Raw genomic sequence first — 25,487 nt, 5'->3', positions numbered from 1 at the left:
TTAACGGTATAACTTGGGGTCGAATACTTCACGGATGCCGTCGCCCAACAAGTTGAAGCCCAGCACCACCGCGAAGATCGCCACGCCCGGCCACAAGGCCAGCGTCGGATTGGTGTTCAGGTAGCCCTGCGCGATGTGCAGCATCGAACCCCAGCTTGGATCTTCCGCGCGGGCGCCGAGGCCGAGATAGGACAAACCCGCTTCGGCGATGATGGCCGAGCCCATCGCGAAGGTGGCCTGGATGATCAGCGGCGCCATCGCGTTCGGCAGCACGTAGCGCCACATGATGCGGATGTGGCCGGCGCCGACCGAGCGCGCCGCCATCACATAATCGAGATTGCGGATGCTCATCGCCTGGCCGCGCGCGAGACGGATGAAAGCCGGCGCGAAGCCGATGCCGACCGCCGCCATGGCGTTGTAGAAACCGCCGCCCAGCGCCGCCGCCAGCGCCAGCGCGAGGATCAGCGGCGGGAAGGCTTGCAGCGCGTCGACGATGCGCATCACCACCCACTCGTCCCAGAAGCCGCGGAAGTAGCCGCTGGCGATGCCGACCGGCACGCCGACGCAGAAGGCCAGGCCGACGGCGATCAAGGCCGCCTGCAGCGAGATGCGCGCGCCGTACAGCATGCGCGAAAAGATGTCGCGGCCGAGGTCGTCGGTGCCCATCCAGTGTGTGGTATCGGGGCCCGACAGCAGGTTGCCGTAGTCCTGGTCAAAGATCGGATCGTGGGTCGCCAGCAGCGGCGCAAAAATCGCGATCAGTACCAGCAGCAGAATGATGGCGGCGCCCAGCACGGCGAGACGATTGCCGGCGAAGCGGCGCAGGCCGGTGAAGCGTTGCTGGCGGGGCAGGGCGACGGCCTCTGCCGTGTTGACGATAGCCTGGTCCATGTTGGCTTTCATATTCATGCTCACCTTTCGATGCGCGGATCGATGACGGTGTACAGCACGTCCACCGCCAGGTTGACGATCACCACCATCAGCGCGGCGGCCAGCACGCCGCCCTGCACCATGACGTAGTCGCGCTGGAAGATGGCGTCGACGATCATCTTGCCCATGCCGGGAATGGCGAAAATGCTTTCCGTAATCACCAGCCCGCCCAGCAGCACCGACACCATCAGGCCGCTGGCCGTGACCACCGGGATCAGCGCATTGCGCAGCGCGTGGCCGATCACCACCTGCCAGTCGCGCAGGCCTTTGGAGAACGCCGTGCGGATGTAATCTTCATTGAGCACTTCGAGCAGGCTGCTGCGCACCATGCGCATCAGGATCGCCGATTCGCGCAGCCCGGTCGCCAGCACCGGCATGCACATCGCCGCCAGGTTGCCGCGCCAGTCCTCGGTGAACGGCACGTAGCCCGAGGCCGGCAGCCAGCCCAGCTTGACCGCGAACAGGATGATGAACATCATGCCCAGCCAGAAGTGCGGCACCGACATGCCGAACAGCGCAATCAGTGTGGTGAAATAATTGGCGATGCCGCGCGGGCGCACCGCCGACAGGATGCCTGCCGGCACCGCGATCAGGATGCCGACGGCGAAGCTGCCGACCGCCAGTTCGATGGTCACCGGCAGGCGCTGCATCAACACGTCGATGACCGGCGTGCGGTCGATGAAGGAGCGCCCGAGGTCGCCGTGCAGCACATTCCACAACCAGCGCCCGTATTGCACGTACAGCGGGTCGTCGAGGCCGAGCTGCAGGCGCAACGCCGCCGCGGCTTCGGGCGTCGCTTCAAGGCCGAGGATGGCGGTCACGGGATCGCCGGGCAGGATCGCCAGCAGCGAAAAGATCACCATGCTGACCAGCAGCAGGGTAGGAATGACCAGCAGGACGCGTTTGATCAGTGGAGACATGGGTGATATGGGAAGCTCGGGTAATGCATGCAATGTGGCCGGAAGCATTGCCGCCGCAGGCCCTCGCCCACGGCAGCAATCATGACGACGCTCCGCTGATTACTTCGACAGCGTGGCCGTGCGGATCACGCCGTCCGGCACCAGCTTGAAGCCCTTGATGGCCTTCGAGATCCCGAACAGCACGTTGTCGTGGTTCAGGTAAACGTAGGGCACTTCCTTCACCAGGATCTGCATGGCCTGGTCATAGAACGCCTTGCGCTTGGTCTCGTTGCTTTCCAGGCGCGCCTGTTGCAGCAGATCGTCGATTTCCTTGGTGCCGAACTTGGAATAGTTCAGCGAGCCGTTGGTGACGGTGAAGTCATAGACGTTCTGGTCGGGATCGGGACGACCGCTCCAGCCAACGAACAGCGCCTCGTGCGTGCCGGCCTTGCCTGCTTCGATCTGCGTGGCCAGCTCGGCTTTTTCCAGCGTAACGGTGATGCCGGCCGGGCGCAGCATGCCCTGGATCATCTGGCCGACCTGCGATTCATAGGGCGTGGTCGGCAGCGTCAGGCGGAAGCTGAACCCGGCTTCCTTGCCGGCTGCTTTCAACAGCGCCTTGGCGCGTGCGAGGTCGACTTTCGGCGGTGTGTCGGCTTCGCCATGGGCGAACTGGGCCTTGCTGAACGGCGAGTGTGCGGCGGCGACGGCGCCGTTGTAGACCACCTTGGCGATGGCGTTGCGGTCGATCAGGATGTCGACGGCTTCACGCACTTCCTTCTTGTCGAACGGCGGCTTGGACGCGTTCAGGTAAAAGCCGCGGAAGCCCAGCGACGGCTTGTTGATGACGGTGTACTTGGCGCCGGCGTCGATGTTGGTGATTTCCTTGTACGGAAAACGGTTGGTGATATCGACCTGGCCGCTGCGCAGGTTGTTGAAGGCGACGTTGACGTCGTTCATGATCTTGTAGGTGACGCCATCGACTTTCGGCAGGCCGGCCTGCCAGTAGTGCGGATTCTTTTCCAGCGTGATGGTGGCGCCCTTGAGGCGGCCCTTGTAGATGAAGGGGCCGGTGCCGACCGGGTTGTTGACGTAGTCGTCGCCGTACTTCTTGACGGCGTCGGGCGAGGACATCATGCCGGCGCGATCGGTCAGGATCGACATGAACGGTGCGAACGGCGCGGTCAGCTCAAGCTTGACGGTGCTGTCGTCGACCACGGTGATCTGCTTGATGTACTTGAGCTCATTGCGGCGCAGGGAGGCCTTCTCCTGACCGCGCAGCAGGTTGAATTCCACCGCCTTGGCGTTGAAGGGCGTGCCGTCCTGGAATTTCACGCCTTTTTGCAGGTACAGCGTATAGGTCTTCTGGTCGTCGGAAATGGTCCAGCGCTGCGCCAGCATGGGCACGATCTTGCCGCTCTCGTCGAGGTCGACCAGCTTGTCGAAGATGCTTTGGTAGACGATGCGCTCGGCGATCATCGACGACTGCGTCGGATCGAGCTTGCCCGGATCGTCGTCCAGCGAAATGTTGATGACCGCGGCCGAGGCCGACAAGGCCGCGCCGCTCAGCAGACCGGCGGCGGCAAGACGGATGAACATGCGCGTAAAAGCATGCGAAGACGGAGGAAGAATCTGGCTCATCGTTGTTCCTTTAAATGTAGGCACCAATGTATACATCAAAGTAGACATGCATTTATCGTGCCATATCCCATTCAAAAGGTGGGCTGAAAATCGACAATCCGCCGCTATTTCTGCTTTAAAAACAACGATGTAACGACCCGACCGGAGCCGCCAAGGACCATTGCGGCGCACAAGAAACCCGGCTTCGGGGGCACTTTAGCACTTGCTTGAAAGACAACAAAATGCCTGCAAGGTGCAGGCGTGGTGCGGGGGCGGTCGATCCGCTCGATGCCATGGTCCCTAATGGTGCGACGCGATTGCACACCGGCAAACAAAAAGGGCCGTGCTTTTTCTGCACGGCCCAAGAAGATGCAAGATGCAATCCGTCGGCTAACGGCGGGTTGCGTTGCGCGCGTCGAGCTCGCTCAATATCCGGTATGCAGCCGTCACCCGTTGATCGTTGGGATAATTCTTGTTGGCCAGCATCACGATGCCGATCTTCTTGGCCGGCGCATACAGCGCATAAGCGCCGAAGCCGCCGGTCGATCCGGTCTTGTTGAGCAAGACCGCCGCCTGTGGCGGCAAGGCGGGATCCAGCTGCGTGACGGCAGTGCTTTCGTAAATCATCTGGTTGGAATTCCCGGCCAGCAGGCGCGCCAACGGCGCGGTATCGGGATATTGCTCCCAGATCAGATCCTGGATCATTTCACCGGCCTTGAAATAACCGGTGTGGGTAGCCGCAATCGCCTGCTGCAGTTTCGGATCGAGTTTGACCAGTCCCATATTGGCGTCGATGAAGCGGATCAGGTCCAGCGTACTGGTCTTCACGCCATAGGCTTCGTCGGCCAGCATCGCCGGGCTCACCCGTACCGGCGCATCGGCTTTGTTGTAGCCCTGCGCATAATCCTTCATCTGGGCCGGCGGCACGTGGATGTAGCTGTGCGTCATGCCGAGCTGCGGGAACAGGGTCTTTTCCATCGCTTCCGAAAACGGCACGTGCATGCTCTTGGCCGTGACCACGCCGAGCAGGCCGATGCCCGGATTGGAGTAGGTCCGGTAGGCGCCGACGGCACGGGTGGGCTTCCAGTTCTTGTAGTAGTCCAGGAGCTGCTGTTCGTTGGTCACCTCGTCGGGAAGCTGCAGCGGGAAGTTGCCGGCGGTATGCGTGCCCAGATTCATCAGGCTGATGCGGTCGAAACTGCCGCCGGCCAGATAGGGCAGATGCCGGCTGACGCTGTCGCTCAGCGACAGTTGGCCGTTGACCTGCGCATAGGCGGCCAGCGTCGCGGTCAGGGTTTTGCTCAGCGAGCCGATTTCGAACAAGGTCGCACTGGTCACCGGCTGGCCGCTGGCCTTCGACGCCACGCCATAGTTGTAGAAATAATTCTTGCCGTCCACGGAGACGGCGACCGCCATGCCCGGGATGGCGTATTTTTCCATCAGCGGACGGACTGCAGCGTCCACCACGCCCTGGATTTCAGGCTGGCCGGCGACGGGCCCTGCATAGCTGGTGCAGCCCGCCAAAAGGGACAGCGCCATGGCGACGCGCAGTGTGTTGATGGCTTGTTGATACATGCCTGGATACCTCGGTTCAGATCGGAATGAATGGGGCAATTTTCCTCACCCGACGGTCGCAAGGCGCGCTGCGATGACGCTGCGATTGGACGGCTGCGTCCTTGCCGGAGAGGGAAATGCCAGTCGCACTATCCCATCCCGACATGCCCGGTGCAAACGATAATAACTGATGCCTTTCCCAAGAAAATCTGAGTCCGCATTCTTCAGATCCTGGTTAATCGGCGTGTCAGGGCACCGCCTGGCGGCGCGCCAGCACTTGCGCCGTGGCCTGCCGCCAGCGCCAGCGTGAATGGATGCGATTGAAGAGCTCGGCATACTCCCGCGCCTGCGCTTCGTCCAGATCGCCGGCGCGGGCGAGCGCGCGGTAACGGGAGAAGACCGGATCGGCATAGCCGCCGCGCGCACCTTGCAGCACCTCATTCCGCAAGAACTGCCTGAACAGCGCCATGTCGGTCCGCAGGGACATGATGTTTACGCCGCCTTGCGCCCTTGCGGGCTGGCCAGCGCGACGCAGCGGCGTGCCAGGATTTCGGTGGGATCGAGCACCGGGACTTTCTTGCCGCCGACCTCGAACTTGTCGTCCTGGGCGATCAGCAGCGGCAGTTCGGTACAGCCGAGCACGATGACGTCGGCGCCCTGCGCCACCAGGTGGGCGATGGCGCGCTGCAGCTTGGCGCGCACGGCGTCGTTGACGAAGCCGGCCTTGACGCCTTGCTCGCCGTAGATCACGTCCATGACCAGCGCCTGGTGCTCGGCATCCGGCACGATCATGCCGAACTTGCCGTCCCCCTTGTTATGCCCGGTATTCCGGTCGACGGCCTGTTGGTACACGCGGCTGGCGATGGTGCCGGAGGTCGCCAGCAGGCCGATGCAGGTTTTGTCGCCGTGGCGTTTTTCGATGTAGCTGACGGTTTCCGACAGCATGTTGACGATCGGGATCGACAGGTAGGACTGGATCCGTTCGACGAAGGCGTGCGCGGTGTTGCACGGGATCGCGATCATGTCGGCGTTGTCGTTCTCGAGGCGCTTGCAGGCGGCGTAGATCGCCACGGTCGGATCGGCGCCGTCGCCGATCAGGTTGTCGGTGCGGTCGGGGATCTTGGGGTTGTGCTCGACCACCAGCTTGATGTGGTCCTGGTCGCGCGCAGCCGGCGTGTTCTTGATGACCTTCTCGATGAAGTCGACCGTGGCCGCCGGTCCGACGCCGCCGACCACGCCGATCTTGAACGAGCGCGCCACCTGTTCGGCCTGGAAGCTCAATGCCGATTCCGCATAGATCTGGTTGGTGTCGATGATGGGGATGCCGCGCGCGCTGAGCGCCTCGGCCACGGTGGCGATTTCGGTCATGCCGGGCACGATGACTTGCGCGCCCTGGTCGAGCAAATCCTTGCAGGCGCGATACAGCAGGTCGATCGACTCGCCGTCGAGGTAGCCGTTCTTGATGCCGGTGGTGCCGTAGACGGCGCGCATCAGGCAGGCGTGCTGCATGACCGGCGCCGGGTAGAGCAGCTCGCAGTCGCCGGCGAAATACTTCTCGAACAGCGCCTTCTTGCGCACGTAGCTCGAGGTCAGCACGCCGATCTTCTGCAGCTTGGGCAGGCGCTGCGCCAGGTGGCGGCGGATGGCGGCGACCATGTCGATGATCGGCACGCCGACCTCGGCCTGCACCTCGTCGATGAAGGTATGGCTGATGAAGCAGGGCAACAGCACGGCGCTGGTGCCGCGCTGCTCGAACTCGCGCAGCATGTCGAACACGTACAGCTTGCGGGTGTTGGTCTGGGCGTTCTCGGCGCCGGCCATGTCGGCGTCGTCGAAGGCCTGCTGGCCGAACAGCACCTTGACGCGCTCCCTGGCGGTGGTCTTGGCGGCGGTGCGGGTCATTTTTGCGTACAGGTCCGCGCTGCCGATGGCGCCGAGGCCGCCGATCACGCCGACCGACATTGCTCGCTGGATTTGTTCGACTTTCATGGATACGCTCGCACGGATGTTGTTCTATGTGCCGAGCATAATCGTTGCAGCGCGCGACGCTATGCAAAGTAGTACGAAGGTTATGTCGCCAACGCATAGTTTCTCGCAACACGTACCGGGCGGGACTTTCCACGCCCGGTTGCAACTGTTATACATGTAATCCTCAGCGCGCCCGCCAACTCAGCAACAAGGAAAACAGCCGATGGACATCAAGTGGATAGAAGACTTTCTCAGCCTGGCGGCGACGCGCAACTTCTCGCGTTCGGCGGATCACCGCAACGTCACGCAGCCGGCCTTCAGCCGCCGCATCCGCGCGCTGGAAGCCTGGACCGGCGCCGAGCTGGTCGACCGCAGCACCTATCCGCTGACGCTGACCGTGGCCGGCAAGCTGTTCAACGACGCCGCCTCGGAAGCGCTCAAGCTGCTCAACGATGCGCGCAACCAGCTGCGCAGCGAGCAGACCGCGCACAACATGTTGCGCGTAACGGCGGGGCATTCGCTGGCGCTCAGTTTCTTTCCGGAATGGCTGGACGGACTGAACGGGGATGGCGGCGCCGACCTCAGCGCCCGTATCACCGCCACCAACATCCACGACTCGGTGCTGGCGCTGAGCGAGGGCGAATGCGACCTGCTGCTGTGCTTTTACCACCCGCAACTGCCGCTCCTGCTCAACCCCGACCAGTATGAATACCTGACCGTCGGCAGCGAGCGCGTGATCCCGGTATCTGCTCCCGATAAAAACGACGCCGCCCTGTTCCGCTTGCCCGGCAGCAAGAGCAAACCAAGCCGCTTGCTGGCGTATCCGGCGGCGTCCTTCCTCGGCCGCGTGATGGAGCTGATCCTGGCCAACGCACCGCACGCGCCCGGTCTGCTCACGACCTACGAGTCCGAAATGGCGGAGTTGCTCAAACGCATGGCGCTCAACGGCCACGGCATGGCGTGGCTGCCGCAGCGCTCGGTGGCGGAGGAGTTGGCGAACGGCAAGCTGGTGCCGGCCGGCGGCGATGCCTGGTCGCTGGAACTGGAGATTCGCGTGTACCGGTCGCTGCAAAACAAGCGGCCGGCGCTGACCCGCCTGTGGGACAAACTGACAGCTTCCTGAACCGCAGAAAAATTAAGCAGCCGGCATGTTTTCCCCTCAAGTACGGCATCGCAGCATCCGATAACATAAGGACACGCAACGTATCGACCGGATATCTGCCTGTTCCTGCATAAAGAGCCAGAAGCCACAAGCTGCAAACATCGGCCACCAGGAACAAGGTAAGCGGCGGACAGCGTCCAACCTCGAGGGAAGACAATGAAAAATCTGAAAATCGGCACACGCCTGGGCATAGGCTTTGCCGCGATCCTGGTGCTGATGAGCATCATTACCGCCATCGGCGTCTGGCGCCTGCAATCCGTGGGCAACATGACCGACTATATGGTCCACAACGCGCTGGCCAAGGAACGGCTGGTCAATGCCTTCTACAAGTCCATCGAACTCAACGTCGGCCGCATCGTCGCCGCGGCCAAGAATGCCGATCCGGCGGAGCAGAAGTTCTACAAGGATCAGATCGTCGCCACCATTTCCAAGAACAACGAATACGTCAAGCAGATGGAAGCCACCATCGTCGACGACCAGGGCAAGGCGCTGCTCAATGAAATCAACGAACACCGCAAGGTGGTGATCGCCAACAACACCGAAGTCTTCAAGGAAAAAGGCGCCGGCAACGAAGAGGGCGCGCGCAAGGTCGTCGAAGAAAAGTTGTTGCCCAACGCCAAGCTCTACCTGGCCTCGATCGAGAAGCTGTCCAACTTGCAGAGCGACGCCATCACCTCGCTGACCAAGGAGGTCGATGATCTGTTCAAGACTGCGCGCCTGCTCATGATCGTGCTGGGCGGCATCGCGCTGGTGGCCGGCATCGGCCTGGCGGTATTCATCACGCGCTCGATCACGCGACCGCTGGTGACCGCGGTCGGCGTCGCCGGCCGCGTCGCCCAGGGCGACCTCGGCACCACCATCAAGGTGGAGTCGCGTGACGAAACCGGCCAGTTGATGGCCGCGCTCAAGGACATGAACGACAACCTGGTCAATATCGTCGGCCAGGTGCGCACCGGCACCGACACCATCGCCACTGCCTCGGCCGAGATCGCCAACGGCAATCTCGACCTGTCCAGCCGCACCGAGCAGCAGGCCGGTTCGCTGGAAGAAACCGCCGCCGCCATGGAACAGCTCACCTCGACCGTCAAGCAGAACGCCGAGAACGCGCGCCAGGCCAACCAGCTGGCGGTGTCGGCGTCCGAAGTCGCGACCCAGGGCGGCGCCGTGGTCGGCCAGGTGATCGACACCATGAGCGCGATCAATGAGTCGTCCAAGAAGATCGTCGACATCATCAGCGTGATCGACGGAATTGCCTTCCAGACCAACATCCTGGCGCTCAACGCCGCGGTGGAAGCGGCGCGCGCCGGCGAGCAGGGCCGCGGCTTCGCGGTGGTGGCCTCGGAAGTGCGCAGTCTGGCGCAACGCTCGGCTTCCGCCGCCAAGGAAATCAAGGAGCTCATCACGGCCTCGGTGGACAAGGTCGACAGCGGCAGCAAGCTGGTCGAAAACGCCGGCGCCACCATGTCCGAAGTGGTCGCCAGCGTGCGCCGCGTGACCGACATCGTCGCCGAGATCAGCGCCGCCAGCACCGAGCAGAGCACCGGCATCGAAGAGGTCAACCGCGCCATCGTGCTGATGGACGAAAGCACCCAGCAGAACGCCGCCCTGGTCGAGGAAGCGGCCGCCGCCGCACGCGCCATGCAGGACCAGGCCGCCAACCTGGCGCAGATCGTCGGCATCTTCAAGCTCAAGGGCTGACCCGCCTGCATTTCCTCCCCGACGGCTGCGGGAATTACGTACAAATATCGTTCCCGCAGCCGCCGTCTCTCTCGCTACAATGTCTGCTCCCTGTTTTTGTGCAGACTTGAGCGGACCGTATGACCACCATCGAAGACATCCAGCGCGCCGCCGCGCGCCTGCAAGGCCAGATCCTCAACACGCCGTGCGTGGAATCGCGCACGCTGTCGGAGATCGTCGGCGCCCAGGTTTTCCTCAAATTCGAAAACCTCCAGTTCACCTCGTCCTTCAAGGAGCGCGGCGCCTGCAACAAGCTGACCGACCTGGCCGCCGCCGGCGTGCGCGGCGTGATCGCCATGTCGGCCGGCAACCATGCGCAGGGCGTCGCTTATCACGCGCAACGGCTCGGCCTGCACGCGCTGATCGTGATGCCGCGCTTCACGCCGGGCGTCAAGATCGAACGCACGCGCGGCTTCGGCGCCGAGGTGGTGCTGCACGGCGACACGCTGGAAGAAGCGCGCGCCCACGCCTTCGCGCTGGCGCAGGAACGCGGCCTGACTTTCGTCCACCCTTACGACGATGAAGCCATCATCGCCGGCCAGGGCACGGTCGCTCTGGAAATGCTCGACGCCGTGCCCGACCTCGACACGCTGGTGGTGGCCATCGGCGGCGGCGGCCTGCTGGCCGGCATGGCGGTGGCGGCGCGTGCGCGCAAACCCGACATCGACATCGTCGGCGTGCAGGCCAAGCGCTTCCCGTCGATGATCAACGCGGTGCACGGCACCACCCATGCGCTCGGCACCAGCACCATCGCTGAAGGCATCGCGGTGGCCACGCCCGGCGTGCTGACGCGCGAGATCATCGCGCGCGAAGTCAACGACCTGCTGCTGGTCGACGAGGGCGACATCGAACAAGCCGTGCTGATGCTGCTGGAAATCGAAAAGACCCTGGTCGAAGGCGCCGGCGCAGCCGGGCTGGCGGCGCTGATCCGCCATCCGGAACGCTTCCGCGGCAAGCGCGTGGGCATGGTGCTGTCGGGCGGCAATATCGATCCGCTGCTGCTGGCCGCCATCATCGAACGCGGCATGGTGCGCGCCGGCCGGCTGGCGCGCGTGCGCGTGTCGGCGCGCGACGTGCCGGGCGTGCTGGCGCGCATCACCGCCACCGTCGCCGAGGCCGGCGCCAACGTCGACGAGGTGCATCACCAGCGCGCCTTCACGATGCTGGCGGCGCAGAACGTCGACATCGAACTGGTCCTGCAGACGCGCGGCCGCGAGCATCTGGCGCTGGTGCTCAACGCGCTGCGCCAGGCCGGCTTCGAAGCCGAAGAACAACACTAAAAGAATAAAAGAAGGGGAGAGGAGCGATGGCGTTTTCGCTGGAGAATTTCGAATACCTGGCCTACTCGCGCCAGCACGAGGACGCCGCGCGCGAGCTGATGGCCCTGCTGTCGGCGCTGGACGCCAACTACGGCCTGCCGGGTGCGGATTTCACCGCCAGGCCGCTGTCGAGCGTGCAGGCCGATGAGCTCAACGACCACGTCGTCACGCGCATCGCGGCGGCGATTTCCTGCCTGTTCGCGGACAGCGAATTCCAGTTCTCCCAGCTCGGCTTCGGCCAGATGCTGGTGATGCATCGCTGGCTGTCCAGCCTGTTCGCGGCGAGCTCGTTCCGCAACGCCGACCATGTGGTGCGCGCCTGGAACATCCGCGGCAAGGGCAACCTGCGCGAAGTGGAAATCAGCAACCGCGACCTGATCAAGTTCTGCTTGCTGTATTCGCCCGAATCCGAAATCCCGATGGACCTCGACGCCTTCTGGGCGCACGACAAGACGCTGGTCGCCAGCCTCTGCCTTGCCCTGCTGTCGCCGCGCCTGCTGGCCACGCCGGTGGCCTACGAAAAGCGCGAGCAGATCCTGCCGTGGCTGTCGGCGCGGCTGGAGCAGATCGAGGACCTGGCGCAACTGCCGGCCGGCATCCTGCACGACGTCTACATGCATTGCAGCTACGCGCGCCGCGCCGACAAGCACGACATCAAGAAGCCGATCAATGCGCTGATCCGGCGCAGCATCGATCGCGCCGGCATCAAGTCACTGAATACGCCGGTGCAGACCGACCGCGCAGGCGGCAAGCACAAACCCGTGCTGCTGGTCGTGGTGGAATGGTTCAGCTCGGCGCACTCGATCTATCGCACCCACTCGCGCACGCTGGAAGCGGCGCGTGAACTCTTCCACGTGGTCGGCATGGGTTATGGCAGCACAGTCGATGAGGCCGGCCGCGCGGTGTTCGATGAATTCGTCGAAATCGCGCCGGGCGAAATCCTCGACCAGCTGAAACAGATCCGCGGCGTCGCGCAAGACAAGGCGGCGCAGGTGTTCTACATGCCCAGCGTCGGCATGTTCGCACTGACGATGTTCCTGTCCAACCTGCGTCTGGCGCCGGTGCAGGCGATGGCGCTCGGTCATCCGGCGACCTCGCACTCGCCCGAGATGGATTACGTCGTGGTCGAGGACGACTATGTCGGCGACCCGGCCTGCTTCAGCGAACAGCTGCTGCGCCTGCCCAGCGACGGCATGCCGTATCGCGCCTCGGCCCATGCGAGCCAGCTCGATCTGCCAACGGAAATCCGCGAGACGCCGGACGTGGTGCAGATCGTCGTGGCCTCGACCACGATGAAGCTCAACCCTGATTTCCTGCGCGCCTGCCAGGGCATCCTGCGCGAGGCGAGCAGCAAGATCCATTTCCATTTCCTGATCGGGCAGGCGCAGGGCATGCTGATCTATCCGCAGGTCAAGCGCGTGATCGGGCAGTTCCTCGGCGACGCCGCCACCGTGTATCCGCACCAGCAGTACGGCGCCTACATGCAGGTGATCGCGCGCTGCGACATGTTCATCAACCCTTTCCCGTTCGGCAACACCAACGGCATCATCGACACCGTCAGCGCCGGCCTGGTCGGCGTGTGCAAGACCGGACCCGAGGTGCACGAGCACATCGACGAAGGCTTATTCGGACGCTTGAAATTCCCCCAATGGCTGGTGACGCCGACAGTCGACGAGTACATCAAGGCCACCGTGCGGCTGGCCGACGACCACGCGCTGCGCCACCGGCTGCGGCGCGAACTGACCGGCGTCGGCGCGGTGCAGACCATCTTCAGCGGTCGTCCGGAAATCATGGGGCAGATGATGCTGGAAACGCTGAAGTCGAAGGCATCCTGAACGCAAGCGAAGCGGGCTTGCAGGATGAGGGGAGGACAGATTGAGGCGGCGGCGAAAGAATCAGTCGCGCTTTTCCGCTTCCTGGCGATTGCGCTTGCACAGATACATGGCCTCATCGGCGCGCGCCAGCAGCGTGACGAAATCGCAGACTTCATCCGGCTCCAGCGTCGCAATGCCGACGCTGATCGTGACATCGCAATGCGGCCACGGCGCCGCAGCCAGCATCGCCTGAATCCGCTCCACCACCAGCTGCGCGCCGAGGTGCGGCGTATTCGGCAAGATCACCGAGAATTCGTCGCCGCCATAGCGTGCCACGAAATCGCTGGCGCGCAGCGGCATGCGCAACAACTCGCACAACAGATTCAGGATGACGTCGCCGGCCGGATGCCCGTAGACGTCGTTGTATTGCTTGAACTTGTCGACATCAATCATCAGCAGCGACAAGGCCGAGCCGCTGCGCACGTGGCGCGACCATTCTTCGTGCAGGCGGCGGTCGAAACCGCGGCGGTTGCCGACGCCGGTCAGCGGATCGGTGAGCGTCTGGCGCTGCAGCTGCTGCATGTCGCGATGCATCTCCAGCTGATCCATGAACTGCTGCGCCAGCAAATGCAAGCCGTCGCGCTGATGCTGCGTCAGCCGGCGCGGCACGCGATCAAGCACGCACAAGGTGCCGATCAGTTCGCGGTGCTGATCGCTGAGGGGAATCGCTGCATAGAAGCGCACCTTGGGTTCCAGCGTCATCATGGCCAGCCCGGCGCAGCGGCTGTCGGCATGAAGATCGCCGATTTCGGTAATGCGGTCCGGGGTGGTGACGGCGGTTTCGCACAGGCTGTAATCGGCGGTGCTGCACACCACGCTCGACTGTCCTGCAAACCGCCACCATTGGCGGCGATGATCGACGCCGCTGTCGAGTGCAACAGCGGCGGTGAGCGACAAGGCGCCGCGTTCGGAGCAATCGAATTCGCCCTGCAGTTGCGAGACCATGGCTATCGGCGCTTCACACAGCAGGCCGGCCAGCGAGGTGATGTTCCACAGCAGGCGGCCCAGGCGCTCGTCGGGCTCGCTCATGGGATGACCCGGCAGGCGCAGCGACACGGTCGCTCCCGCACCGCCGCCCAGGCCGATGCCGAAACCGTGTTTGTCGCTGACGCCTGTCTGCAAAACTGCCATCGCCGTCGTTTCCTGTTCTTGTTCTGCCCCTGAAGTACTGCCCCTGACCAGAGAATGTAAAACGATCCGGGGCAACTGTATATCCCCCAAACGTGCTACAGACAGGTTTTATGGCAAAGGCTGAATAAAAACACAACGCTGCGCGCCCCGACCGTGACAACATCGACAACTATCGTGGCAATTACAACAACAATTTTGACGTGAAGCCGCCTCCAGTCAGGTTTTCAGGCTTTCTGGTAAAAGCCCTGATCAGCCCGGATACCGAGATCGGCCACCATTTTTTTCGGATCGAAATCGTCTTCGGCGAAGCGCTTTTGCACGTGCGCCACTGCCGCCGTCATGGCGTCGATATCCGCCCATTCGAGGAAGGTCACGACGTTGAATTCACCATCGCCGCCGATCTGCGAGAGGATATGCCGCTGTGCCGATCCCGGCAGGTCGACCAGAATCGCATGCACGTAACGCAAGCGTGTCATGAAAGCTTCCAGCGATGCGGCGGGGACGACGAATTTGTCGACGCGGTAGACGGCAGCGGATTTGGATGAGGTGGAAGGGATGGAAAAAGCAGGCAATTCAAGCGAAGCCGGGGACGACAGGTTTACGGTGGACATGTGAATTTCTCCCTTAAAATGATGATCCGCTTGCAGTCTAAAACCTCAAGCAAAGTTGAGGTCAAGGAGAACTTCATGATCCCGTTGTCAGCACTTGAGCAGGCCGGTATTGCGTCCATGCTGTCGGTCGGCGACGTCGCCAGGCGCAGCGGCGTTGCGGTCTCGACGCTGCACTTCTACGAGTCCAAAGGACTGATCACCAGCACCCGCACCGACGGCAACCAGCGGCGCTACCCGCGCGAGGTGTTGCGCCGTATCGCCTTCATCCGCGTGGCGCAGCGCGTCGGCATCGGACTGGCCGAGATCGACGCTGCACTGGCCACGCTGCCGGCCACGGCGGCGCCCAGCCGCAGCGATTGGGAACGCCTCTCGGCCGGCTGGCGCGCCGAACTCGACGAGCGCATGGCGCAGCTGAGGAAGTTGCGCGACACGCTGGACGACTGCATCGGCTGCGGCTGCCTGTCGATCGACCGCTGCCGCCTGCGCAATCCGCTCGACAAACTGGCGGCGCAGGGTGCGGGGCCGCGGCGTTTGCTGGTAAAACAGAAGGGATTGAAGCGCGACGAATGATTTTCTCCGGCAACTGATACCGTCCACCTGTCCATGCAATCCGGTCAGGCAACAAGTTTATTTCGCCGCTCTCACAATATCCGCCGCTGTGATCCGTCTTCACGGCATGGAACCGACGATGGCTCAAAACAATAAACACATCACCGACACCGTCTTGCGCGAGCGAACGCGGCTGCGCAACTTCATTCGCACGCGGGTACCCGACCCGGGCGAGGCGGAGGACATCCTGCAGGATGTGTTTTACGAACTGGTGGAAGCCTGCCGTCTGCCCGAGCCGATCGAGCAGGTCGGCGCCTGGATGTTCCGGGTGGCGCGCAACCGCATCGTCGACCGCTTTCGCAAGAAGAAGGAACAGGCGTTGCCGGAGGTTTCCGGCGACGCGGACGATGACGGCTGGCTGGAAGACATGCTGCCGGACACCGACGCCGGCCCCGAGGCGGCGTATGCACGCTCGATGCTGCTGGCCGAATTGCAGGACGCACTGGAAGAATTGCCGCCCGAACAGCGCGACGTCTTCATCGCGCACGAACTGGAGCGGCGCAGCTTCAAGGAACTGGCCGCCGAAAGCGGCGTGAGCATCAATACCTTGCTGGCGCGCAAACGCTACGCAGTGCTGCATCTGCGGTCACGCCTGCAAATCCTATATGACGAATTCAACAACTGAACTTCGACCGAACTGCGTTGAATTCCACTTTTAATCTATCTCATCTGTAACGGAGGAAAAAAATGAACGGCCCAATGAACTGCAAACGAAAATTCTGGAAGATCCTGGTATTCATCATCGCCGGCGTCGCTGCGCTCGGCTTTGTCGTCATGTCGCTGTGGAACTGGCTGATGCCGTCCCTGTTCAGCGGTGCGCAACAGATTGATTATTTGCATGCGTTGGGATTGTTCGTGCTGTGCAAGATCTTGTTCGGCGGCTTCCGCGGACGCGGCTGCCACCACCATCACCGCCAGCGCTGGGAACAGATGAGCGAGGAAGAACGCGAAAAATTCAAACAGGGCATGCGCGGAATGCGCGGCTGGCGCGAGCGCTGGAATCGCAACGAGCGCAACGGCGTCGCCGATGCCAAAGACCCGACTTCCGGTGGCGTCTGACGCCATCGCTGATAAAAAAATGAAGCAAACTTTGCAGCAACAGCAACAGCAGCCACACACGCACTCTGCCAGCGGCTGCAAACAAACCCCGGGCGTCATCGTCCCGGCGGTCAATCTGAAACGTTGCGAAGGGAAGGGCGACTGCCTGGGGGTGTGTCCGGAAGACGTTTTTGAAATCCGCCGCATCGACGACGCCGACTACCAGTCGCTGGGCATGCTCAACAAATTCAAACTGCGCGTGCACGGCATGCACGTCGCCTACACCCCGAACGCTGATGCCTGCCGTGCCTGCGGCCTGTGCGTCACGGCTTGCCCGGAACAGGCGATCACGCTGGTGCGCGCCGCTTGATTTTCCTTACGGCTTGCCGACCGAAATCTGCGGCTCATCCTTGTGCCTGATGTCAGCTGCTGTCTTGTCGTGATGCGGCGGCTTGCTGTGGTCGAGTTTGGACTCGGTGGAGTCTTCATACTCATGGTCGGGGTTGACCTGGGTATCAGCATTGTCGGTCTTGGCGGCATTGTCTGCCGACTGCGGGAGATGTAAAACGGGACGATTGGACATGACGGTACCTGTCGATTCTGAGGGAATGACTTTCACTGTAGTCTCCCGCGCGCGCAATGGACATCGGACAGTGCCGCAAGATGGCGTAGGAGAACAGACCGCACGGCCTCCACAACAAAACGGCGACCCGCAGGCCGCCGTTTGCATGGACGCTTGTTATTTCAGCGGCTGATCACCAGCCGTTCTGCGCCGCCGCCTTGCGATACGCCAGGCCGGCCAGCGCCACGTCTTCCAGGCCGATGCCGATGGCCTTGTAGATCACGATATCACCCTCTTTGCGCTGATAACCGATGCTGCCGTCAACGGCCTGGCCCAGCTCCCACACGTTGGCCCAGTCGAAGGTGCCCGGTGCGCATTGCACCAGGTCGCCGGCTTCGACCTGCGCCTGCGGCTTCCACTCCACCACCAGTGCGGCGGCGCGCTTGATGGCGACGTCGTCCAGCTCGCGTACGGTCGCCTTGCTGGCGCCGACGGCCGCGACGAAGGCGCCCGGCTTGATCAGGTCGCCCGAGAACAGCGGCGTGCTCGCGCGCGTGACGGTCACCAGCACGTCGGCCTGGCGCGCGGCTTCGTCGATCTCCACCACGCGCGCCGGCACGCCATAGGCGGCGGTGACTTCGTCAGCCAGCTCCTGCTGTCCGGACAAGCCGGCGATCAGGATTTCCTTGAACTTGCGCACCTGCAGCAGCGCCGGAATGTGCGAACGCGCCTGCACGCCGGTGCCGATGATGGCCAGCGTCTCGACGTCCTTGCGCGCCAGCGCATCGCAGGCCACGGCGGTGGCGGCGGCGGTGCGCAGGCCGGTCATGGTGTCGCCCTCGATGGTCGCCAGCGGCGCGCCGGTCTCGGTCGAGAACAGCGTGATGACGAACTTGAACGCGCCCTTGATGGTGGTGTAGACCTTGGCGCCGGCGATGCCCGCGTCGGGGATCACCGCGCCCATCATCGACAGCATCACGCCGTTGGATGCGCTGGTGCGCACGCGCGCCTGTTGCGCGCCGCTGCCGGCTGCGGCGAAGGCTTCGCGCATGGCTTGCACGGCGTCGGCGGTGGTGACGAGTTCGCTGACTTGCTGGTTGGTGATGAGCTTCACGGTGGTCCTCTTCTAAACGTTGGTTGATGCAGAAACGAAATCTTGTAATTTGCAGTTGCTAGCGCAAGGGTTTAGCGCACTGCGTGCGCAGCGCGCAGGCAAGCCCAGATGCGATCCAGATCGGGGCGGGCGTCGTCGATGCGGCGGTACACGCGGATGTCCATCTCGTCGCTCCACAGGCCGGTCGACAGCGCCTCGTTGTCATTGGGTGCGATCGCCAGCGTCAGCTTGCCCTCGGCCACTTCGCGCGTCACCGCGCTGGCCGGCAGCCAGGCCACGCCATGGCCTTCCAGCACCATGCTTTTCAGGCCCTCGGCCAGGTCCGACTCAAAGCGGCGGAACACGTGCACCGGGCGCGGGCTGGCGCTGAGCTGCTTCTCGACGATGCGGCTCAGCGAGGAATAGGAAGAGTAACTCAGGAACGGCACCGGCTCGCTCGCCGTGCCCGGCAGCGTGTACTTCGGCACGCCCTTGCCGATGGTCTTGACGTAAGGACGCAGCGGCTCCTTGCCGAGCGACAGCATGGCGTAGCGCTCGGCGTCGAGGTCGATGCCCTGCTGCGGATGGTGATAGCAGATCAGCAGGTCGCAATGACGCTCGACCAATGCCATCACGGCATCGTGCACATTGGTGGCCTGCACCGTGGTCGCCATGGCGCCGGTGCACTTCTCGATTTCAGACAGCAGCTTGGGGTAGAGCGTGAGCAGCAACGTGTGCGGCATGGCGAACTTCACGGTCGCCTGCGCCCCGGCCAGCTGGCCGCGCAGGATCAGGCGCGCCTGGGTCGACTGGTTGAGCATCTCGCGCGCGATCGGCACGAAAGACTCGCCCGCCGAGGTCAGCGCGCAAGGGTAGGTGGAGCGGTCGAACAGCTCGGCGCCGAGCCAGGCCTCCAGCGAGCGGATGCGGCGACCGAAGGCCGGCTGCGTGACGTTGCGCAGCTTGGCCGAGCGGCTGAAGTTCAGCGTCTCGACCACCGACAGGAAGTCTTCCACCCATTTGATTTCCATTTGTTCGCGCTCTTTTTTGCTGGTTGTGCAGGTAATTGGAGGTGTCGTGCCGGCGGGGTGCGGGCCCTGCGGAGCCGCATACTTTCCGGCATGACACTATACAAATACGGCATGGGAATGTCCTATGCCGTTTCGGCATTGCCGTGGTGACAACGCTTTAAACACCTGCACCAGGGCCTGAAACTGGCGCGCGCCACGGCAGCTCATGCACAATGGCGACTCGCGCACCGCCGCCCCATCATCAGTATTCAGCACACCTCAGGAAACCGCATGCAAGACATCCGCCAGCTCATCGACGCCTCCAACGACCTCAGCGCCACCGCCATGGCGATCCGGGCGCTGATCGTGTTCTGCTTCACGCTGATCTTCCTGCGCATCGCCGGGCGCCGCTCGTTCGGCCAGCGCAGCGCCTTCGACCTGTGCATCACGGTCTTGCTGGGCGCGATCCTGAGCCGCGCCATCGTCGGCGCCTCGCCGCTGCCGCCCACGCTCGCCGCCGGCGCCGTGCTGGTGCTGCTGCATCGTCTGATCGGCGTGCTGGTCACGCGCTGGGCCTGGCTCGACAACCTCATCAGCGGCACCGAACGCCTGCTCGTCAAGGACGGCCGCAAAGACCCGCACCAGATGCGCGCCGGCCTGATCAGCGATCGCGACATCGACGTCGCCCTGCGCAAGAAGTCCGATGACGCCAGGCTGGAAAACGTGGCGCGCGCGGTGCTGGAGCGGAATGGGGAGATCACGATCACGCTGCGTGATGCGAATGCACCGACGGAGCGGCTGCACTGATCCAGCCGGCACGTGATTTACAATCGCCTCTCGCGTCAGCGCATCCATGCATGACGACACCATCCACCAACCGCAGCCACAGCATCCACCGAATCCGATGACCAGCCCGACCATCCTGCAAGCCACCGACCTGAGTTTTAGCTACCCCGACCATGAGGTGTTCAAGAACATCTCGCTGGCCCTCCCCGCCGGCGTCACCGTCATCCGAGGCGGCGACGGTCGCGGCAAGACCAGCCTGATCCGCGTGCTGGCCGGCGAGCTCAAGGCAAACAGCGGTCAACTGGCCATCAACGGCATCCGCCTGGATGAACAAGCCGCGCAATACAAGCAGCAGGTTTACTACGTCGACCCGCGCACGGAAGCCTTCGATCAACTGAGCGTGCCGGAATATTTTGCGTCGGTGAAGGCGAGGTTCCCCGACTTCGACGAGACCGCGCTGCCGGAGTTACTGGAAGGCCTGTCGCTGACGCCGCATGCGGAGAAGAAGCTGTTCATGCTGTCGACCGGCAGCAAGCGCAAGGTGTATCTGGCGGGGGCGTTTGCCGCGGGCGCGGCGGTGAATTTGCTGGATGATCCGTTCGCCAGCCTGGACAAGAGCTCGATCAATTTTGTGAGCGAGGTGCTGGCGGATTTTGCTGAGGAGGGTGAGCAGAGTTCGCAGGTTTGGGTTGCCAGTTTTTATGAGACGCCGGAGGGGATTGGGGAGAATCAGGTTATTGATCTGGGCGACTGAGTTTGCTTTCGCCTGCTCGGTTTATTTTCCCGAGCCGATTTGGTCTTCAAGCGATGCGAACAAATCGGGATTCAGCAAATCCTTCAACGGAATCCCCAACGCGATCGCCAGCAACTCCATGTTGTCGATGGAGATATTGCGCACGGCACGTTCCACTTCACTGACGTAGGTGCGGCTGAGCTCTGCCCGCAGAGCGAGGTCTTCCTGGGATACGTCCTTCAAACGTCGGGCGCGGCGCAAATTCTGTCCGAATATTTCTCGTGCGGAGATAGATGCTTTTGGCTTTTTCATGCCGTAAGCATCCGAGGATTGATACTTACAGTCCACTAACTATAGATGACTCAATGCAAACTATAAGTGACATAATGAGCAATTAAAGATATATTTTGCTCGTTAAACGTCTCGCAGGTGAGTCCGTCACTATGGTTAAACAGATGAGTTTTTTCGCCATCGCCTGGAAACACATGGCGGAGCTCGATGATTTTCTTGCGGAGCAGGCCGCCGAAGCAGCGCGGCGCATCACCGAGCGATTTGCGCTGAAGCAAAAGCTGGATGCATTCGCGGCCGCAACAGACTTCCGATTGGAAGTCATCGTGCGCAAGGATTCGATCCGGGGCGAGGACAACGCAACCCATACCTGCGCTTTGCTTGAACTGAGCTTGCCCGCCGTCTCCACGGCAGCATCCCGAGAGACCTATATGGAGACGGTCAGGCTATTGCGTGAAGCCACGAAGGAAGCGATGGAGCTGCCGCCCGTACTGACGAGAACGGTAGTGCGCTTCCGCTGGTCAAGAAAGTACCGCTAGCCGGGAATATTCGGCTCGACAAGATTGGCCAGCTGCAGAAGCGACTCTTGCCAACCGAGATAGCACATCTCCACCGGAATGATTTCCGGAATCCCCGCCTGCGTAATGCGCACTTCCGTGCCGACCAACACCGGCGTCAACTTCACCGTCACCTGCATTTCGCCAGGCAGATTCGGATCGTCAAACTTATCGGTATAGCGGACCAGTTCGCCCGGCACCAGCTCCTTGTACTCACCCCCAAAAGAGTGCCCGTTACCGCTGGTGAAATTCGAAAACGACATGCGGAAGGTACCGCCGACTTTGGCTTCCAGATGCTCCACGGTGCAGGTGAAGCCGTAGGGCGGAAGCCACTTGGCGAGGGCGGCTGCGTCGGTGAAGGCGCGGTAGATTTTGTCGGGGGTGGTGCGGAGGATGCGGTGTAACTCGACGGTTCCTGTTGACATGGTATGTCTCCTTTGGGGTCGGCTTCTCTTAAGGGAAGTTTTTAAGCGTGTGAAAGAGCAGAGATTGTATAAATCGCCGGCAACTTGGTGCGTCCGCTTGAGCAGCGGAGCTCATATTGTATGACAGCTAGATTCCGCGCCACCACGCATTAGATTGAACGCCAACTCGACAAGATGCGCATCGGCTACGTACTTGAATCAATCCTCCTCTGCTAATTTCCCATACATTTTCTTCAGTTCATTAAGCTCAACGACAAGGCCTCTTGCTGCTAAGTCATCTTTCCGTAACTGCCATAACCGCCTCAAAGGCTCATTTTTCTCATCGGAGCGAGCATGGTGAAGTAAGCGATGGCAATTGGCGCACAAAGCAACGATATTCTCTTCTACGTCCAGACTGTGCGGAAACTGGTCTTGCTTACTGAACGGAATTAGATGATGTGCTTCTACATAAGTCATTCCTGTCTTCTTCCAGAGAAAAGAAGCGTGCGTACCGGGCCCTCCTGATAGCGCACATACACCATCCGACATTGAAATTGCCCGAGCACTCACATTCGCCGAGCGTGAAAATACTTCGCGTCCCGACGACTTCAATTTAGGCGGAGGAGGTTGCGGACCTTGAGTAGCCGGCGCTTTGGGCACCGTCTTTACAGTTATCTCAACCGCTTTAACGAATTCGTCATTGGATATTTCTGTGTTGGCATCGACTAAGGAATGGGGGAATTTCGTCCATAACGTCTTATACGCCTGCATCAGAATCAGTACGTCACTTTCCAGTTCAGTTTGTGAAGGAAGTTCATCGACGAAGTACTCTTTCGCCCAAATTGAGCCGAACTCATATCCTGTTGAAAGCGTGCCTTTGGTTCTCAGATCGATGGGGCCTGTAGTAAAACCATCTGGCGCCGGGCCGAGCTCGAGTACTGCTTGTTGAGCACAATCTTGTAGCTTTCGATATGCCAGATTGATAGAACCGTAACGAGTTTCAAAGGCGGTAAAAGCTTGATTCAGCGTCAAGTACACAGAAGACATGTCCTCTGAAAATAGTAGGACGATGTAGTAACCCTCTAGCGCTGATTTCGTGATGGAGCGCTTGAATATTGCCACCCACGGGACGTGGGCAAAGGTGCGATTTGGCTCGCCAATTGAGCCCTTCGTAAGCCACTCGGTAGAGATATATCCGCCCCTCTCTACACACTCTAGAAAGAATCCAGGGATACTTTTTCGTATGGCCTCTACAAGAGCGGGTATTTCAACATTTCGTGGAACGCGCCCGTATTTTTCTTTTGCTGGCAGATATTCTGCGAAGACTGTTTTTAGTTCTATCATTTGTCGTTTTTATCTGGTCTAGGGTGCCAGGTTTTATTTGACTGAAAATCAAATAATTACGACAAATAATACGTAAATATTCCATATCATGCACGGCCGCATAGTCCTCCAGCGGCCTGCATGCGGCCATTCAATGGTTGCCTCTATATCCCCGTGTTAAATTGCAGGACAAAATTTGATAATTATTGGGAAAATCTCGTGCCAACAGGTAAATCTATTCGCATATATCTCGCTGATGCCACTGTCACAGGCATTCGGTTCGCAGAGTTAGTCAATTGGACCGGACAAGGTCTCGCCTGCCCAAGAAATCGATTAAGTGAATTGACGAGCTGGCCTGAGGTGTCAAAGCCGGGCGTGTACTTTTTATTCGAAGGCCGCTCGAGCGACGCAAAGTCTCTTGCCTACATTGGCGAATCAGAGAATGTTCTGGAGCGACTAACATCACATGATCGACAAAAAGATTTTTGGAATGAGGTCGTTATCTTCAGCAGCAAAGACGACAATCTGACCAAAGCGCACGTTAAGTATTTGGAGTCTGCGCTGGTTTCTCTAGCAAAAGATGCAGATCGGTATCAGCTCGAGAATGGCAACATTCCCACTGCATCTAGCTTGCCACGCGCAGATCGAGACGCGATGGAAGAGTTTATTGAGAATAGTCGGATGGTACTTGGCGTGTTGGGGTACACGATTCTCGAACCACTATTGCCGTCAAGTCGTCGATCGGACAGTGGAATGGAAACTACCGATTTAAATAACGCGAATAACCCGCTGATGGATCTCAGCTTCACTGTCAATGGATTAGTTGCAAAAGGTGCGTTAACTGATGAAGGTTTCGTATTGAAGAAGGACTCGCAACTTTCCAAAAATCAAAGTGAGAGCATGCCCGGGAGGTCGGCTAATATTAAAGCTCAATTCGTTGCCGCAGGTAATTTAGTCGAACATCCAGATTATTTTTTGGCAGTCAGTGATTTACTACTGAGTTCATCCACTTATGCTGCAGCAATCGTTGCAGGCACCTCTCGTAGTGGGCCGCAAAGTTGGAAAACCTCGGATGGGCAGACATTGAAACAACGAGAAGACATGTCTTTGCAAACAAGTTGATACCGCCGTAAGTGTGAGCATTCGTACTTCGCTAGATAGCCTAGCGATCAATACACACGCAGCTCAAGGCTTAGCATACGAAGGGTCTTACGATCGCGTCGCGGCGTTCGCGCGACAGTGGAAGGTGGATCAGTTGGAGAGGGTCAACTCAGCGAGCAAAGGAACAACTCCCGCGTTCGTACTTGAATGACTCTTCGGTTTGGCAGGAATCAAACGTCTAGAAGACTTCATTCTCAAAATAAATATCCGCATTAACATTGCCACCTAAACGCATGCCAAAGTAGCCAGGCATTCGTAATCAATATAGTTACCTGAGGTCTTGATACGAACACTTCCCATGAGCCTAAAAGTATTTGTCGACACCGAATTTACTAATTTTGTTGATACTCATCTGATCAGTATTGGCATGGCCGCTGCGTCCGGCGAAGAATTTTATGCGGAAGTGCCATATCCTCTCGACAACTGTAGCGAATTTATACGTGAAGTAGTGATTCCACTACTTGGTAGTATGCCAAATGCCTTCTGTCCGATCGACGACCTGTATATGAAGATAACCAGTTGGTTGAAAATTATCCGGATCCATGACGAAGTTGTGGACATTTGTTTTGACTATCAAACTGACTGGGATTTGTTTTCCGTAGCACTCGACGGCCGAGTGCCAACGTGGTGCCGCCCCTGCATGGTCAGCCGTAACATCAACGAATTGTTGCGATACGAATTTCACAAAAAGAACAATCTGCCAGAGCACCACGCGTTATATGACGCGCAGGCAAACCGATACGCCTACCGCGAGCGGCCCTCCATATCTACGTGACTAAGAGCTTTTGATATCTTGCCGCGCCCGGAAAATTCCCACTTGGCAGGCGCGCACGGCCAGTACCTCATAACAACTGCTCCATGAAACCACGCCTGACGACTGACATCGTGATCGATGCATTGGCGACGGCCCGGTTTCGTCGTCAACCGAAAGCAGGCGTCATGCTTCATTCGGATCGTGGTAGCCAACACTGCCCTCGTATCTGCGCCGTTCCAGACACGTCATCTACTGCTTCCACATCGTTCTGCCTGATCGCTTGGCCCTTGCTCTGGGCCAGCGTGAACTTGTCCGTTCTTTGGGAATACGCTACCCTAGCCAAGCTAGATTTTCTGACTACTAA

At 60.6% G+C, this 25,487-nt stretch carries 27 protein-coding genes; 13 read left to right on the top strand and 14 right to left on the bottom strand.

The annotated features are described in order from the left end of the window. From ACIROW_RS18825 to ACIROW_RS18800, 6 genes are all read right to left on the bottom strand, one after another. Positions 1-891, bottom strand: coding sequence for an ABC transporter permease (locus tag ACIROW_RS18825; RefSeq protein WP_402278051.1), 891 nt, complete (start codon positions 889-891; stop codon positions 1-3). Between the two features lie 20 nt (positions 892-911). Further along, a complete protein-coding gene (locus ACIROW_RS18820) occupies positions 912-1,850 on the bottom strand; it encodes an ABC transporter permease (protein ID WP_402277971.1) in 939 nt (312 codons plus the stop codon). Between the two features lie 99 nt (positions 1,851-1,949). Further along, complete coding sequence (locus ACIROW_RS18815) at positions 1,950-3,428, bottom strand: ABC transporter substrate-binding protein (protein ID WP_402278050.1); 1,479 nt, start codon at positions 3,426-3,428, stop codon at positions 1,950-1,952. 411 nt (positions 3,429-3,839) lie between these two features. After that, a complete protein-coding gene (gene ampC, locus ACIROW_RS18810; protein WP_402277970.1) occupies positions 3,840-5,024 on the bottom strand; it encodes a class C beta-lactamase in 1,185 nt (394 codons plus the stop codon). Between the two features lie 226 nt (positions 5,025-5,250). Beyond that, positions 5,251-5,490, bottom strand: a complete 240-nt coding sequence (locus ACIROW_RS18805; protein WP_402277969.1) for a hypothetical protein — start codon at positions 5,488-5,490, stop codon at positions 5,251-5,253. 5 nt (positions 5,491-5,495) lie between these two features. Continuing rightward, entirely contained in the window at positions 5,496-6,992 is a 1,497-nt protein-coding gene (locus tag ACIROW_RS18800; RefSeq protein WP_402277968.1) for an aspartate/glutamate racemase family protein, read from the bottom strand. 202 nt (positions 6,993-7,194) lie between these two features. Here ACIROW_RS18800 and ACIROW_RS18795 point away from each other — a divergent pair, with 202 nt between their 5' ends. The 4 genes from ACIROW_RS18795 (at position 7,195) to ACIROW_RS18780 (ending at position 13,024) form a co-directional block, all read left to right on the top strand. After that, positions 7,195-8,094: a LysR substrate-binding domain-containing protein gene (locus ACIROW_RS18795; protein WP_402277967.1), complete on the top strand. Its 900-nt coding sequence runs from the start codon at positions 7,195-7,197 to the stop codon at positions 8,092-8,094. 195 nt (positions 8,095-8,289) lie between these two features. After that, the gene (locus ACIROW_RS18790; RefSeq protein WP_402277966.1) at positions 8,290-9,831 is read left to right on the top strand and encodes a methyl-accepting chemotaxis protein; all 1,542 of its coding nucleotides are present in this window, start codon (positions 8,290-8,292) and stop codon (positions 9,829-9,831) included. Between the two features lie 119 nt (positions 9,832-9,950). After that, positions 9,951-11,150, top strand: coding sequence for a threonine ammonia-lyase (locus tag ACIROW_RS18785; protein WP_402277965.1), 1,200 nt, complete (start codon positions 9,951-9,953; stop codon positions 11,148-11,150). 26 nt (positions 11,151-11,176) lie between these two features. Continuing rightward, positions 11,177-13,024 carry a peptide transporter gene (locus ACIROW_RS18780; protein WP_402277964.1) on the top strand — a complete coding sequence of 616 codons (1,848 nt, stop codon included), beginning with the start codon at positions 11,177-11,179 and terminating at the stop codon, positions 13,022-13,024. Between the two features lie 60 nt (positions 13,025-13,084). Here the strand turns inward: ACIROW_RS18780 and ACIROW_RS18775 are convergent, their stop codons facing one another. Both ACIROW_RS18775 and ACIROW_RS18770 read right to left on the bottom strand, forming a co-directional pair. Further along, positions 13,085-14,194, bottom strand: a complete 1,110-nt coding sequence (locus ACIROW_RS18775; protein ID WP_402277963.1) for a GGDEF domain-containing protein — start codon at positions 14,192-14,194, stop codon at positions 13,085-13,087. A gap of 224 nt (positions 14,195-14,418) precedes the next feature. Then, entirely contained in the window at positions 14,419-14,805 is a 387-nt protein-coding gene (locus tag ACIROW_RS18770) for an antibiotic biosynthesis monooxygenase (protein WP_402277962.1), read from the bottom strand. A gap of 75 nt (positions 14,806-14,880) precedes the next feature. Between ACIROW_RS18770 and soxR the strand changes: the two genes are divergently transcribed. From soxR to ACIROW_RS18750, 4 genes are all read left to right on the top strand, one after another. After that, positions 14,881-15,375, top strand: coding sequence for a redox-sensitive transcriptional activator SoxR (gene soxR, locus ACIROW_RS18765; protein WP_402277961.1), 495 nt, complete (start codon positions 14,881-14,883; stop codon positions 15,373-15,375). Between the two features lie 106 nt (positions 15,376-15,481). Further along, the gene (locus tag ACIROW_RS18760; RefSeq protein ID WP_402277960.1) at positions 15,482-16,039 is read left to right on the top strand and encodes an RNA polymerase sigma factor; all 558 of its coding nucleotides are present in this window, start codon (positions 15,482-15,484) and stop codon (positions 16,037-16,039) included. Positions 16,040-16,101: 62 nt separating this feature from the next. Further along, the gene (locus ACIROW_RS18755) at positions 16,102-16,473 is read left to right on the top strand and encodes a hypothetical protein (protein WP_402277959.1); all 372 of its coding nucleotides are present in this window, start codon (positions 16,102-16,104) and stop codon (positions 16,471-16,473) included. Positions 16,474-16,492: 19 nt separating this feature from the next. After that, complete coding sequence (locus ACIROW_RS18750) at positions 16,493-16,822, top strand: 4Fe-4S binding protein (protein ID WP_402277958.1); 330 nt, start codon at positions 16,493-16,495, stop codon at positions 16,820-16,822. A 6-nt stretch (positions 16,823-16,828) separates the two neighbouring features. Here ACIROW_RS18750 and ACIROW_RS18745 read toward each other — a convergent pair whose 3' ends face one another. The 3 genes from ACIROW_RS18745 to ACIROW_RS18735 all read right to left on the bottom strand — a co-directional run bounded on the left by ACIROW_RS18745 (position 16,829) and on the right by ACIROW_RS18735 (position 19,138). Further along, the gene (locus tag ACIROW_RS18745) at positions 16,829-17,035 is read right to left on the bottom strand and encodes a hypothetical protein (protein ID WP_402277957.1); all 207 of its coding nucleotides are present in this window, start codon (positions 17,033-17,035) and stop codon (positions 16,829-16,831) included. A gap of 172 nt (positions 17,036-17,207) precedes the next feature. Then, entirely contained in the window at positions 17,208-18,128 is a 921-nt protein-coding gene (locus ACIROW_RS18740; RefSeq protein WP_402277956.1) for an ornithine cyclodeaminase family protein, read from the bottom strand. A 71-nt stretch (positions 18,129-18,199) separates the two neighbouring features. Next, the gene (locus tag ACIROW_RS18735) at positions 18,200-19,138 is read right to left on the bottom strand and encodes a LysR family transcriptional regulator (RefSeq protein ID WP_402277955.1); all 939 of its coding nucleotides are present in this window, start codon (positions 19,136-19,138) and stop codon (positions 18,200-18,202) included. Between the two features lie 270 nt (positions 19,139-19,408). Between ACIROW_RS18735 and ACIROW_RS18730 the strand changes: the two genes are divergently transcribed. Together ACIROW_RS18730 and ACIROW_RS18725 are read left to right on the top strand one after the other, a co-directional pair. Beyond that, on the top strand, positions 19,409-19,924 hold the full coding sequence (locus tag ACIROW_RS18730; RefSeq protein ID WP_402277954.1) for a DUF421 domain-containing protein: 516 nt from the start codon (positions 19,409-19,411) through the stop codon (positions 19,922-19,924). Positions 19,925-20,021: 97 nt separating this feature from the next. After that, positions 20,022-20,657, top strand: coding sequence for an ATP-binding cassette domain-containing protein (locus ACIROW_RS18725; RefSeq protein WP_402278049.1), 636 nt, complete (start codon positions 20,022-20,024; stop codon positions 20,655-20,657). Positions 20,658-20,678: 21 nt separating this feature from the next. Here ACIROW_RS18725 and ACIROW_RS18720 read toward each other — a convergent pair whose 3' ends face one another. Continuing rightward, on the bottom strand, positions 20,679-20,948 hold the full coding sequence (locus ACIROW_RS18720; protein ID WP_402277953.1) for a helix-turn-helix domain-containing protein: 270 nt from the start codon (positions 20,946-20,948) through the stop codon (positions 20,679-20,681). 143 nt (positions 20,949-21,091) lie between these two features. Here ACIROW_RS18720 and ACIROW_RS18715 point away from each other — a divergent pair, with 143 nt between their 5' ends. Then, positions 21,092-21,463: a hypothetical protein gene (locus tag ACIROW_RS18715; protein WP_402277952.1), complete on the top strand. Its 372-nt coding sequence runs from the start codon at positions 21,092-21,094 to the stop codon at positions 21,461-21,463. On the opposite strand, the gene ACIROW_RS18710 is transcribed toward ACIROW_RS18715, so the two are convergent. Continuing rightward, entirely contained in the window at positions 21,460-21,906 is a 447-nt protein-coding gene (locus ACIROW_RS18710; RefSeq protein WP_402277951.1) for an SRPBCC family protein, read from the bottom strand. The two genes, ACIROW_RS18715 and ACIROW_RS18710, sit on opposite strands and share 4 nt — an antisense overlap. Positions 21,907-22,104: 198 nt before the next feature. Next, the gene (locus ACIROW_RS18705; RefSeq protein WP_402277950.1) at positions 22,105-23,229 is read right to left on the bottom strand and encodes an MrcB family domain-containing protein; all 1,125 of its coding nucleotides are present in this window, start codon (positions 23,227-23,229) and stop codon (positions 22,105-22,107) included. A gap of 198 nt (positions 23,230-23,427) precedes the next feature. On the opposite strand from ACIROW_RS18705, the gene ACIROW_RS18700 reads away from it, so the two are divergent. Both ACIROW_RS18700 and ACIROW_RS18695 read left to right on the top strand, forming a co-directional pair. Then, entirely contained in the window at positions 23,428-24,330 is a 903-nt protein-coding gene (locus ACIROW_RS18700; RefSeq protein WP_402277949.1) for a GIY-YIG nuclease family protein, read from the top strand. Between the two features lie 337 nt (positions 24,331-24,667). Then, positions 24,668-25,144 carry a hypothetical protein gene (locus tag ACIROW_RS18695; RefSeq protein WP_402277948.1) on the top strand — a complete coding sequence of 159 codons (477 nt, stop codon included), beginning with the start codon at positions 24,668-24,670 and terminating at the stop codon, positions 25,142-25,144. Positions 25,145-25,487: the final 343 nt, after the last annotated feature.

This window comes from Herbaspirillum sp. NPDC101397, from assembly GCF_044767325.1.
In the GTDB taxonomy this organism is placed as follows: domain Bacteria; phylum Pseudomonadota; class Gammaproteobacteria; order Burkholderiales; family Burkholderiaceae_D; genus Herbaspirillum.
This window is presented reverse-complemented; position numbering and strand designations above follow the sequence as displayed.